Below are 12339 nucleotides of genomic sequence, written 5' to 3'. Positions count from 1 at the left end.
ACACGCAACTCGCACCACTGCAACCTCGTCGACACCACGGGCCAAGGCGACACCAAGAGCTTCACTTTCCCCTGCTACAGCAACGAAAATTGCACGAGCGGGCGTGACACCACCTCCCCGTGGCGCCGCCTTGCACCGGGAAGCGATGAGATCGCAAATCTCTTCACTTCAGTTGAAACTCTGACGCAAGGAAGAATAGACTGAGCGATGACGCACCGTCAACCAGTTCGAAGTTCTTACCTGATTGATCTTCATTTCAGTACAAACCAGAGGTGGGGGCATGGCTGCAGATCAGCGTCGGTCGTTCGCCGAAATCCTGGACGAACTCTGCACGGCTCCACCGGCGGGCCGACGTCGGCCCTACTCCAATGTCGAGCTGGCCGAGGCAGTCGGCGTGAGCCACAGCTACATCGCCCAGCTGCGCAAGGGCACACGCGACAATCCCAACCTCCGTGTCGTCGACAGACTGGCCTCGGCGCTGCGGGTTCACCCCGCCTATTTCGTCGGTGGCCGCCGGGAGCCGCCCCTCCCCACGCGAGTTCGGCGTCCGTTCCGGGACAAGCTGAACCGGTTGTTCGCCTTGGTCCACCCACCTGGCCAAGGGGAACTGACCCTCAACTTCGTCGTCGGCGCGGTGCGGCGCCGGGGTCAGGAGCTGGGCGACCGGCACTGGACGATCTCGCCCAGCACGCTGGCCGGTCTGCGTGATGGTTCGATCGTCGATCCCGAGTTGAAGCATGTCCTGGCGCTGGCGGACGTCTTCGGCGCCGATCCGCCGTACTTTCTCGATGACGAACTGGCCGCGCTGGTGGACGAACAGCTGGAAACGCGGCTGACCATGGCGTCGCTGGGGGTGGACACCGTCATCATGCGCGCAGGCGAGCAGGAACTCGAACCACGGATCCGCGACAAGATCATCACCGCTCTGACGCAGGCACTCAAAGGCAACAAAACCACACCGGAAAACCAGGAGGACCCCGGCGGTGCGAAGCGAAACCGCACGATCAACCGCGACAGGCCGGAGACCAACGACGACACGGGCCGCTGATGACCACCGTCGCCATCTGGAGTGCTCCGCCGACCCGACACGGTGACCTGATGAAATCCAGAGAGATCCGCAGATTGCGGAACGAGCTGATCGATGAACTGGCCCTGGACAAGTCGGCGACGACCGAGACCGTGTGCGTCCGGTTGTGCGAGATAATGGCCCAGCGGCTGCAACGCGAGATCCGGCTCCGGTTCGACGACCTCGGCGACGGAGTGAGCGGGCTGTGGGCAGTCACCCACGACGGCGTGCACGTCATCGTCGTGACGACGGCGCGCAGCTGGATGCACCGCCTGGTGATCCTGCTCCACGAGATTGCGCACATGCTCTGCCGACACGAACCGGTCACCCTGACCAGCGGCGAGGCCCGGCGCCTGTTCTATCCCGACCTGCCGCCAGCCATGCTGGAGATCATCGCCGGGCGGACCTGCATGACACATCACGAGGAAATCGAAGCGGACATCCTCGCCGGCGAACTGACCCGCGGCCTGATCCACTGGGCGGGACGCCAGGACATCCAGCCCTTCGACCCCGCCACGGAAGACGCGCGAGTAGCGCGCACCTGGTATGCCCTGGGCTACTCTCCCTGGCGAGGTGAGCATGGGCAGTAACCTGGCTTATCTCCTCAGCGCCGCCTGCGGGGCCGCCATATTCATTTACAAGCTTCCCGCGCTGCTGCGTGCACCCCAACAGGCCCGCCGCACCATCCGGCCCCTGTGCCTGGGTGGGCTGGTCACCTTCGCCTCATTCTTCTTCGCGGCACCGACGATCGCAGAGCAGGCCCGGGCGCTCACCGGTATCGCCAACCTCGCACCACTGCTGGTCCACATCTTCTCCATCGGCGTGGTCTGCGCGGCACAGACGCTGGTGCTGAACTGGCGATTCGACGCGCCCCAGGCATGGCAGCGCAGTCGGCGGGTGCTGATCGGCGGCGCCGTGGTGATGACTGCCATGTGCGTGCTGTTCGCCCTGAGCCCCCGAGTCGAAGAACGGCATCTCGACTTCACAATGGCGTTCGCGACCACGCCATACCTCGCCGAGTTCATCATCCTCTACTTCGTGGCCTACCTGCTCGGATTCTGCGACGTCGTCTACCAATGCTGGCGCGGCGCGCGTGACACCCCGGACGACAAGAAGTGGCTGCGCCGCGGTATCCGACTGACCGCCATCGGCATGCTCTTCACCGTGGCGTACGCGGTGATCTCCGTGGTCGCCGTCGTCGCGGCCTGGTTCGGCGTAGATCTCAGCTATTGGGGCGCGTTCGTCGCGCCGCGGGTCACGACCTTGGGAGTGCCGGAGTTCCTTGTGGCCATCAGCATCGCCTCCTGGGGCCCTCGCCTCCCGTCGGTTCGGCAAGCGGTGCGCAACTGGTGGACCAGCGGGCGCGACTGCCGACGGCTGCGGCCGTTGTGGACGCTCCTCAAGGATGTCGATCCGAGGATGGTGCACACTCCCCGCACTCTGGCCGATCGGATCAGCATCGAGTTCCGGCTGTTCTGGCGCGTGGTGGAGATCAACGACTGGCTCGAGCGGCTGCGCGCCCTCGCCGACCCGGACCTGGCCACGGTCGCGGCACACCGGGCCGCGGACGTCGGGCTGCCGGACGAGCAGGCGGCGGCACTCGTAGAGGCGGCGCAGATCCGCGTGGCGCTGCGGGCGTTCTTCCGCGGCGCTCCGCGCCGGACACGAGCCGCGCTCGAAGGGACTCCCGCTCCGGAGAACAAGCACGCGTTCGCGACCGAACGAGGGCGCCTGGTCGCCGTGGCTCAAGCCCTCGCAAGCCCGCACCTACCCGGCCTGATCCCTGACCAGCATGAAGCGGAGGCAACGCGATGACCCACCGGACCCGCATCGAGCACGCCCTGGTCCTCGGCGGCGGCCTGGCGGGGATGCTCGCGGTGCGTGTGCTCTCCGAACGCGCGCACCACGTCACACTCGTCGACCGCGACCGGTTCCCGGACGGGCCCGAACCCCGCAAAGGGCTTCCCCAAGCACAGCACACCCACCTGCTCATGGCCGGCGGCGCACGCGCACTCGACCAACTCTCCCCTGGACTGGTGGACACACTGCTGCACGCCGGAGCGCAACGGCTCGGCCTGCCGAATGAGGTCCTCACCTCCTCCCGCCTCGGCTGGTTCCCTCGCTACGACGAAATGCAGTTCCTCATCAGCGCCAGCAGGTCCCTGCTCGACCATGTGATCCGCCGCGAAACCGCCAAACACCCGATCACCGTCATCGAGAACACCGACATCGCCGGGCTGCTCGGCAGCCCACGACGCGTCACCGGCGCCATACTCCGCGACCTCGACACCCACCGGACACGTGAGGTACCAGCCGACGTCATCATCGACGCGACCGGCCGGAGCTCGAAGGCCCCCGAATGGCTCACCCGGCTCGGGCTGCCATCGGTCACCGAAACCGTGATCGACCCCGGAATCGTTTACGCCACGCGCTTCTACCGCGCCCCCACCACACCGCAGCGTTTCCCCGCCATCAGCATCCAGCCGGATCCGCACTCCAAGGCCGCCGGTGCCGGCGGGGTGGTCATGCCGATCGAGAAGGGCCAATGGATCGTCACCGTCGCCGGCATGCGCGGCGCCGAGCCCTCCGCCGACATCGCCGGATACGAAGAATTCGCCCGCCAACTGCGCCATCCCATCATCGCCGACCTCATAGCCACCGCCGAACCTCTCACCCCACCCCGCGGTTTCCGCGCCCCACCCAACCGGCATCGCCGCTTCGACCGCCTCAAGCCCTGGCCAGATGGATTCGTCGTCCTCGGCGACGCCTACTGCACCTTCAACCCCATCTACGGACACGGCATGAGCGCCGCGATCACCAGCGTCCTCGCCCTGCGCGACGGCATCAGAAAACCCGAACCCGATTACGCGGCCATCCAGCGCGCGGTCGCCAAAGCCGTCCAGCCCGCCTGGTCCATGGCCGCTGGCCAAGACGTCCGCTACCGCAGCACCATCGGACCAACCCAACGCCGCAGCGGACGACTCCAACAGCGCTACCTGGACCGCCTCAGCCGCGCCATCGGCGAACACAAAACCGTGGCCAAAGCCCTCCTCGACGTCTACACCCTCTCCGCCAGCCCGCGCCGACTCATCTCCCCCACCGTCCTCATCAACGCCATCCGCCACCCACAGCCCGGACTTGACCGCGCCAATCCGCCACTCTCACCGCCCGAGCTCGCAATGCTGCAATAGCACGTTGACTGCCCTCCGTGACCCTGCGGACGATTACGGCCGAGATAGCCGCTCATCCGAGTTCCGAACGACATCTCCGCCGCACTTCTCCGTCAGCGCCGACAAACCCCCAACGCCAGCTCTACGCATCCAACGCTAGAAGCGCCCTCGTCTCAGCAGCGAACGCGCCAGCATTCGACCGTCAACTACCACACTTTGCGACACGACTTTTCGAAAACAGCAACAAACATCTACCCAGAGATCGGAATCAGGAATATTAAAACTACATATCTACACTAATCCCAAAGGGGGAGCCACACAGAAGTCGATATTTTATGACGAGACGAGGCGGCACTCGGAGGAAATGGCCATACAGCTCACGCCGCGTCCGGCAGGGGCAAGGCCGGCGCAGGTCCACCACAAGGCGTTTCCCTCGGATCGTGAGCCTGGACAGCGGAAACTTCTCAGGCATCCCGCTTCCTGGGTGACTCAGTAGCGAGAAAGATTAAGCGGGGCAGCATCGAGCAAAGAAAGGGGAGGATACATGTGGAGTCCATCTTTCATGGCAACACGTCCGCATCAACGGAGGAGCTCCAGTACTTAGCGGTACGGCTGGGAAGTCATGATGACAGCTCAATAGCCACAGAGAACGTCTCGCTTAGCCAGCTACGACCGGCCGATTCACCACGGAGCGGTTACGACGACAACGATCACATTCGGTCGCTTGCCGAGTCAGACTGCACGCTGCCGCCGATTGTTGTCCATCGCCCGACGATGCGTATCATCGATGGAACATATCGAACCCGGGCGGCCTCCCTCCGAGGCGAAACCTGCGTCCAGGTAAGGTTCTTTGAAGGCAGTATCGAAGAGGCGTTCGTACTGGCGGTCGAGTTGAACTCCAGGCACGGCTTACCGTTATCGCGTACGGAACGATCCACCGCAGCAACCAGGATCGTCAGGTCCTACCCGCACTGGTCGAATACGAGGATAGCTGCTGTGTGCGGCATCTCGGACAAGACAGTCGCCGCCATCCGAAGGCGTTCAACCTCGGAGTTTCCGGCCTTGAACGGCAGAGTCGGCCAAGACGGGCGCGTCCGACCGATCGACCCAGCACACGGAAGATTGCGCGCCAGCAAGGTCCTTGCCGAGCGACCTAACGCCTCCTTGAGGGAGGTATCCCAAGCAGCTGGGATCTCTCTCGCGACCGCCAGGGATGTCCGGGAGCGGCTACGGCAGGGCGAAGACCCTGTCCCCGTTCGTCTTCGAAGAACCAAGAAGGAATCACACCAAGGCGATCCTCAAAGATCAGGAGCCTTCGAGAGCAGGAGTCGTTCGACGACGCAAATGTCTGCGGAGCGATACGCCGACATTATGGGAACCCTGAGAAGGGATCCTTCGCTGAGGTTCACCGACGCAGGGCGCACGACCCTTCGCCTGCTAGATGTGCATACTATCAACGATGATTGCTGGGAGTATCTCGCCGCAAACATCCCTTCCCATTGCAGCCACGCCGTCGCGGACGCTGCTCGACGATGCATCGACATTTGGAGCCGTTTCATCGACCAACTGGAATCTCGCAGCGCTGATAACTCTGGCCATTCACCGACCTAATTTAAGTCGACCGGCCCCTCTGAGGGGTAACGAGGCAGTCGCGTTGAAACCCGGACAGCGTGTCGCGACCGCGCGTGGGCCTGGGGCTGACATGGTGTCCGACGTGAAAACGTCCAGGGCTCGAAGCCTGGGACCGAGCCGCGGAGTCCTGTGCTGGCCCAGTTGCGTCTCAGCCTCAAGGTGCTACTCCAAGCCTTGTCGCCCAACTCCCTATGCTGCGCAGGTGGTGGACGAACGGGCAGCCTCCACGGGCTCCTGGTGCTCGACGAGGTCCCACGTAGTAGCCTTTATGTGAATCGAGATCCCGGCATCAGGCGGAATATAGTGTATTACGTAGATTGCACGATCGTCTCCTACAACAGCGCGTCCGACCTGCCCCGTTGTATCGAGTCTCTTCAGCGTCAACTCGACGTGCATGTCGGTATCACGGTCGTTGATAACGCGTCATCCGACGACAGTGCGGCGATAGCCGAGCGACTCGGGGCGGTCGTGGTGCGAAATGGGGGCAACCGCGGCTTTTCCGCGGCGGTGAACCAGGGGACGCGCCATGGGACCGCGCCATGGGTGCTGGTTTTCAATCCCGACGCTGTTTTTCCAGCAAACGGCATTGCTCAGCTAATCAAAACAGCGGATTCCCGGAGGGGGATCGGCTGCGTTGGTCCACGAGTCGTTAACGAAGATGGAACTGAATACCCCAGCGGCAGGCGTTTTCCCACTATAGTGGATGCGACAGTCCATGCTCTACTGGGAAGGGTCAAGCCGGATAATCCCGCCACTCAGCGCTATCATGCCCGGGAGATCGATCGTACCAGTACTGCGACCGTCGACTGGGTATCCGGGTGTTGCATGCTGGCACCGAGGCAGGTATGGGAAGATCTGGGCGGCCTCGACGAGGCGTATTTTATGTATGTCGAGGACATGGATTTTTGTCTCCGCGCCCGAAAGGTTGGATACGCCACCTTGTATGAACCTTCTGTGAGCGTAACGCACCTCGGCGGACGGTCGTCTCGGTCTCGGCGAATCCGTAGCATCTACCATCATCACCTAGGTGCATTGCGTTTCCAGTGGCGCCTCGGCACCGGAATCTCTCGTGTGCTCACCATTCCGTTTGCCGCAGTATTTCTGGGACTTCGTTTTGCGTTGACCGCGGCCGCGTCGCTCGTCCAGTGGTTCGGCAACCGCTGACGCTGGCACGCTGGTTGCGGAAGTTCGGCTCGGATGTTTGAAGATCTACGCGAGATCGCGTCAGCCTCACCGATGCAAGCTCATCCGTCTGGGCCTCGTGACGTCGACTGGCGCACGCCCATCGACGCCGCTGTCTCGCCAATTGGCATGGGGAACGGGCGAACGGAAGCGGCGCAGTGCCACACCCTGCCCGCGACGCCACGGCCGCCGCGATCTGATCAGCGCGGGCGGCCGCCATGCGAAGGTCCTTCTCGGCCGAGGCCACGCTGGGGGGCGGCCAGAGTACGCTCCTCGCTCGCCAAGCTAGCCGATACCGTGCCAGGTAACCGTGGTGAGGAGGTACACGACTGCCACGATGTCCGGAAGTCGGCGCTTGACTACGGTCAGTATCTATTTTCACCCCGTAGAGCCGAAGCATCGGGCAGTGGCGTGCCGCCAAGCCTCGTAGGCGGGCAGGTCACCGTCGAGTGGATCGGCCGGCTGAGTCTCCCGAGTGACCCGCGCCGCGTTTTCCGGAGTGGTACCGCAGAACACCGATGTCGCATGCTCGGTGTACGGCGCGACGAACCCGCCGGAGACCCGTGCCTCGGCGGCGAACGCACTTCCTTGCGCCAACGCGGGTAGATGTGCTCCAGCGTGGCCGCGGAACCGCACCAGTTCCTCCCTCGTCACACCGCCAGCGTAGGTGGCAGCGAGGCCCGCGCCGCTGTACAGATCGGACCGCCGCATTTCCGGGAACTTTTCGATTATGGCGGCGACCTCGTCGGGATCGGTTCCGCCGACGAACCAGATCGCACGCCCGATCCCCTGGTCGACCACCCGGTTGGCATAACGACCACAAGCTTTGTCCGGCCAGCTGAGCGAGAGATTCTGGTGCTGCTCATGCACGTACTTCCTGGTGTGGAAGTAGCCCTGGTGGAAGCCGTAGCCGTCGAGCACTAGCCAGCGCAGCAACGGATCCATGCGCTTAGCTCGGGGCCAGCAGAAGCGTGGCAACCGTGCCATCGCCCAGCCGATTCCGACGTAGACCAGATAGCGTTGCTCAGCGCCCGGCTCGGTCTGCAGCAACTGCGCGATCCTGCAGGATCCGCGCATCCGCAGGCTGTCCAAGATGGCCAAGCCCATACCAGCTCCCTCGTAGGCGAAGCCCCGGAACTGATCCGGAATGGAAGCCAGTTGCGCAATGGTGTCCCGCATCGACCGGGAGCCGACCGCGATACCGTACCCCTCGAGGAAGGCATGGCCGACAGCTTCCAGTAAGTACCGCGAGACGGCGTCTTTTTCGTGGAAGCCTCGGATGTCGAACCGGGTCTGGGCGGTGCTCGGGGTGAGCACTTTCCGCCGGACCGCTCTGAAAATGTCGCCCGGCCCGTGCCTTCTCCCAGGCCAGGGTGGTGTAGACCTTTCGCGCAATGGCATATGTCAACTCCTCAGGCGCCGGGTTCGACGATGTGGAAACGTTGCTTGGTCCAGGTGGGTCGATGGGGCTGCGCTCGGCAACGGCCACCCCGTCCGCGATCAGGGTCGGATTATCGGAGTCGCCCCTGACGAGAGCGTATACCTTTGGTTCGGTGTGTCTACCGCGCGTGGCCGCCACGGCGGTCCGAAGTGTAATTTGCAGCCTGGCGGCCATCGACGATGCCGAGGGCGACGATCCCGGACATCGACGTTGGTGACGATTTCGTGGACGGCATGGTCATCGACCCCCATCACATCTGGTGGAATAACTACGAGCTACTATTTGTCGCACGCTGACAACCTTTTCACATAGTTCGCCCTCGACTGCTACGAAAAATCCGACAGCGGCTGTCTCATGTTCCTTAAAACGTAACTTCTCAGGATGCACGAAGCGGTGATCAACGCCTTCGGCGACTGAGCGCCGGCAGCAGAAACCCATTGGCCGACGATGCCAGAGCAATCGATCATGGAGTTTCCCTTGCGTGGCGAGCCGTACTTGTGGGATAACAATGAGAGCTGGACGGACTATAGGGGAGAGAGGACCGAGACAGCTGCGTGACCATCTAGCGACGTCTAGGTGATCGTGGTCCGCGACCTTACTCGACGTTGCCACCAGGCAGCGACAAGGGCGGGCCGAAGAAATTTTGTGCGCGCAGCGCCCGCCACGTTGTGGATCTACGTCTTGGCAAGTTTTGTGTCCACCCCGCTGCTCGAGTAAACGCGATGCGCGCAGCGCCTCCATGTCCGTACGGTGGGCCAGACGTAACTTGAGATCTGGGGGTTTCGATGCGAACAGCACCCCTTAAGCGGCCGATATACCAATCGGCACTATTTGCGGTTCCCCTTGTCGCGGTCGCGCTGGGATTCATGGTCGCCCCAGCCCCGAATGCAACCAGCGCTGAGCCTCTTGCCCTCAGCGTCACCTCTATCACGCCAGCGGAGGCTCCGGTCCAGTCGCTGCGCAAGGTCAACCCCTCCGTCGCCCACATCGCACCGTGGATCAGCTCGGTCGGCGCGGGAGCGGCAGTCGCTGACCTCGACGGTGACGGCTACGCCAACGACGTCTGCCTTGTCGACGCGCGCTCGGACTCCGTCAGCCTCCACCACATTGATCGCGCGGATATGACCAGCAAACCGAAGGTGACGTTGCTCAACCATGATGGGATCGCCACGAGCGGAGGCACACCGAAACCACCCTATGACGCGGACAAGCAAGCGCCGATGGGCTGCCGGCTCGCCGATATCGATGGGAACGGGTGGACGGACGTTCTTGTCTACTTCTGGGGGCGCGCACCAGTCGCGTTTCTCAACTTCGGTGGCTGGCGATTCGAGCCGCATGAGGTGCTCCCCAACGGAGCAAACCTCGATTGGTACACGAACACCGCGGTATTCGCCGACCTGAACGGTGATGGCGTACTCGACATCTTCATCGGCAACTACTTCGGAGACGGCTCCGAGCTCCTCGACCGAAGATCGTCGAAAACCGTTGCCATGAACGACTCACTGTCTCGAGCGTTCAACGGCGGCAGAAACTACGTGCTTCTCGGGCGCCCCGGAGCCCGAGACGCCTCCTTCCAGCTCATCGCGGACGCCTTCCCGGATGACTACTCGAGGGGCTGGACGCTCGCCGCGGCGGCGGCCGACCTCAACGGCGACTCGCTGCCCGAGCTCTACGTCGCCAACGACTTTGGCCCGGACCGCCTCTTTGTGAACCGTTCGGCGGGTGGCCAGCTCGCGTTCGAGAGCGTCGATGGCGGCGGCAAGGGTATTGCTCAACCCCGGTCAACGATCATCGGTAAAGACTCCTTCAAAAGCATGGGCGTGTCCATCGCCGACGTCAACGGCGACGGCAGGTACGACATCTACGTCAGCGACATCACCCAGCAGTTCGGCCTGTTCGAGAGCCAGCTACTCTATCTGGGCGAGGGCCTGACCGACAACGGCGTACCGCTCTTCCGATCGGCGGCCGAGGAACTCGGCCTTGCCCGCACCGCCTTTTCGTGGGACAACAAGGTGGCCGACCTGAACAACGACGGACGGCCCGAGTTGTTACAGGCCACCGGATTCGTGCGCGGCGCCGTGAACCGATGGCCGCAGATCCAGGAACTCGCGCTCGCCAACGACACGGTGACTGCCGACCCCGCCTACTGGCCCGATCTGAAGGGGGCGGACATCAGCGGCAAAGCGCCCCGAGTCGTGCTGACACCAACCCAGGACGGCCGGTACGCGAACATCGCCGAAGCCTCCGGCCTGCGTGACGCGGGCGTGACACGCGGGATCGCGCTTGCCGACATGGCAGGCAACGGCACCCTCGACTGGATCGAAGCCAACCAGTGGGCCGACGCCCGGCTCATCGTGAATCACTGCCACGACTGTGGCACCTTCCTCGGCCTCCGGATCCTGCGCGCCAACAACACACCCGGCGGTCCACCAGGTGATCAACGTGCGCCGCTGGTGTTCGACGGTCTCCGTCCGCAACAGGAACTAAGGTCGAGCGCCGCGATCGGCGCCTCGACCTCCGTCACCACCGCTGACGGAAGAACGTTCCGCTCCTACGTGGACGGAGGAAACGGCCACGGCGGCCAGAGCAGCACTGACATCCACTTCGGTCTCGGGCCGGGCCCCAAGGAACCGTCCACCGTCACGCTGACCTGGCGCGACACCGCGGGACAGGTGCGTACCGCCAAGGTCGAGGTCGGCCTCGGCTGGCACACGGTGGTGCTGCCGTGAACGCGCCGTCGACACTCGCAACCACTCCGGCGCGACCGCGCACCCGGATGCGGGACCTCCCGGCGAAGATGCGGCCGACTGACCCTACGAAACTGCGGTTAGCCGCACTGCGGCGGTTCGCCGTCGGAATCACGATCCTCAACATCGCTGGGCACCTGTTCCTCGGATTCGAGCAGACCATTGCTCAACTGATCGTCGTGGTGCTGACGTGCTACGTCACAGAACTCGCGGTCGAAACGCTCGTAGCCGCACGCGACTCGAGGCGGCCCGGCTACCTTCCCGACGCCGACTCCCCCTCTCGCCGCACGCGCGTTCTGACCCTCGTCAACTTCCTCCTCGCGGCGCACATCAGCGGGTGCGCGTTGGGGATGCTGCTGTTCGTCAACGATCGCCTCGATCTGTTCGTCGTCGCAGCGGTCGTCGCGATCAGCAGCAAATACCTCTTCCGGGTCCGCGCCCGCAGCGGCGACAAACACTACTTCAATCCGTCGAACTTCGGCATTACCGTGGTGCTGCTACTGTTCGCAGACACCGTAAGCATCGCGCCACCGTACCAGTTCACCGAATACCTCGGTCATCTCGGTCAGGTCGCGCTTCCGGCATTTCTGGCCTGCATAGGCTTGTTCATCAACTTCATCTTCACCGGCAAACTTCCACTGATATTCGCGTGGGTCGGCGGCTTCACGGCTCAAGCAGCAATCCGCGCCTTCTTTGATGAAGAAACCTCATTTCTCGCCTCGATCGCTCCGCTTACAGGGATGGCGCTCCTGCTGTTCACGCTTTACATGATCACTGATCCCGGAACGACGCCGCGGTCGAAGCTTGGCCAGGTCGAGTTCGGACTTTCGGTTGCCGCCGTCTATGGAACGCTCATGGCCTTCCATGTGGCCTTCGCCTTCTTCTTCGCACTCACGATCGTCTGCGCTTGCCGCGGAATCGGAATGTGGATGGCGAACACCGCGGCGTGGCAGCATCACACCGGGTACGGCCGGTTACGATCTAATGTGGCGGAGCTTCAACGACGATCGTCAAACGTCGCACGTCAGAGCGGAGTCGGGTCGCCGATGGAACTGGTCGACGAACAGGCCAGGCGCTCGCGCTAGTCGACTAGACCGAAGG

The 12339-nt window shown here is 63.4% G+C and carries 9 protein-coding genes; 8 read left to right on the top strand and 1 reads right to left on the bottom strand.

Annotated features, from left to right (window positions below):
- Positions 1 to 280: 280 nt before the first annotated feature.
- The 6 genes from ACFWX1_RS22670 to ACFWX1_RS22645 all read left to right on the top strand — a co-directional run bounded on the left by ACFWX1_RS22670 (position 281) and on the right by ACFWX1_RS22645 (position 7032).
- On the top strand, positions 281 to 1048 hold the full coding sequence (locus ACFWX1_RS22670) for a helix-turn-helix domain-containing protein (protein ID WP_378390298.1): 768 nt from the start codon (positions 281 to 283) through the stop codon (positions 1046 to 1048).
- Positions 1048 to 1656 (top strand): hypothetical protein, encoded by a 609-nt coding sequence (locus ACFWX1_RS22665; protein WP_378390296.1) that lies wholly within the window; start codon positions 1048 to 1050, stop codon positions 1654 to 1656. Before ACFWX1_RS22670 ends, ACFWX1_RS22665 begins: the two co-directional genes overlap by 1 nt.
- A complete protein-coding gene (locus ACFWX1_RS22660; protein ID WP_378390294.1) occupies positions 1646 to 2881 on the top strand; it encodes an MAB_1171c family putative transporter in 1236 nt (411 codons plus the stop codon). Before ACFWX1_RS22665 ends, ACFWX1_RS22660 begins: the two co-directional genes overlap by 11 nt.
- Positions 2878 to 4257, top strand: coding sequence for an FAD-dependent oxidoreductase (locus ACFWX1_RS22655; RefSeq protein WP_378390292.1), 1380 nt, complete (start codon positions 2878 to 2880; stop codon positions 4255 to 4257). The genes ACFWX1_RS22660 and ACFWX1_RS22655 overlap by 4 nt, the downstream gene beginning before the upstream one ends.
- Positions 4258 to 4782: 525 nt before the next feature.
- The gene (locus ACFWX1_RS22650; protein ID WP_378390290.1) at positions 4783 to 5847 is read left to right on the top strand and encodes a ParB/RepB/Spo0J family partition protein; all 1065 of its coding nucleotides are present in this window, start codon (positions 4783 to 4785) and stop codon (positions 5845 to 5847) included.
- 324 nt (positions 5848 to 6171) lie between these two features.
- Positions 6172 to 7032 carry a glycosyltransferase family 2 protein gene (locus ACFWX1_RS22645; RefSeq protein ID WP_378390288.1) on the top strand — a complete coding sequence of 287 codons (861 nt, stop codon included), beginning with the start codon at positions 6172 to 6174 and terminating at the stop codon, positions 7030 to 7032.
- A 396-nt stretch (positions 7033 to 7428) separates the two neighbouring features.
- Here the strand turns inward: ACFWX1_RS22645 and ACFWX1_RS22640 are convergent, their stop codons facing one another.
- Positions 7429 to 8451 (bottom strand): DUF1702 family protein, encoded by a 1023-nt coding sequence (locus ACFWX1_RS22640; RefSeq protein WP_378390286.1) that lies wholly within the window; start codon positions 8449 to 8451, stop codon positions 7429 to 7431.
- Positions 8452 to 9357: 906 nt separating this feature from the next.
- Here ACFWX1_RS22640 and ACFWX1_RS22635 point away from each other — a divergent pair.
- The gene (locus tag ACFWX1_RS22635) at positions 9358 to 11220 is read left to right on the top strand and encodes a CRTAC1 family protein (RefSeq protein ID WP_378390284.1); all 1863 of its coding nucleotides are present in this window, start codon (positions 9358 to 9360) and stop codon (positions 11218 to 11220) included.
- Positions 11217 to 12323, top strand: a complete 1107-nt coding sequence (locus ACFWX1_RS22630; protein ID WP_378390282.1) for an enediyne biosynthesis protein — start codon at positions 11217 to 11219, stop codon at positions 12321 to 12323. The genes ACFWX1_RS22635 and ACFWX1_RS22630 overlap by 4 nt, the downstream gene beginning before the upstream one ends.
- Positions 12324 to 12339: the final 16 nt, after the last annotated feature.

Source organism: Amycolatopsis sp. NPDC059021 (assembly GCF_042739895.1).
Lineage (GTDB): Bacteria > Actinomycetota > Actinomycetes > Mycobacteriales > Pseudonocardiaceae > Amycolatopsis.
Note: the sequence above shows the minus strand (reverse complement) of the source record. Positions and strands in the feature narration are given on the sequence as shown.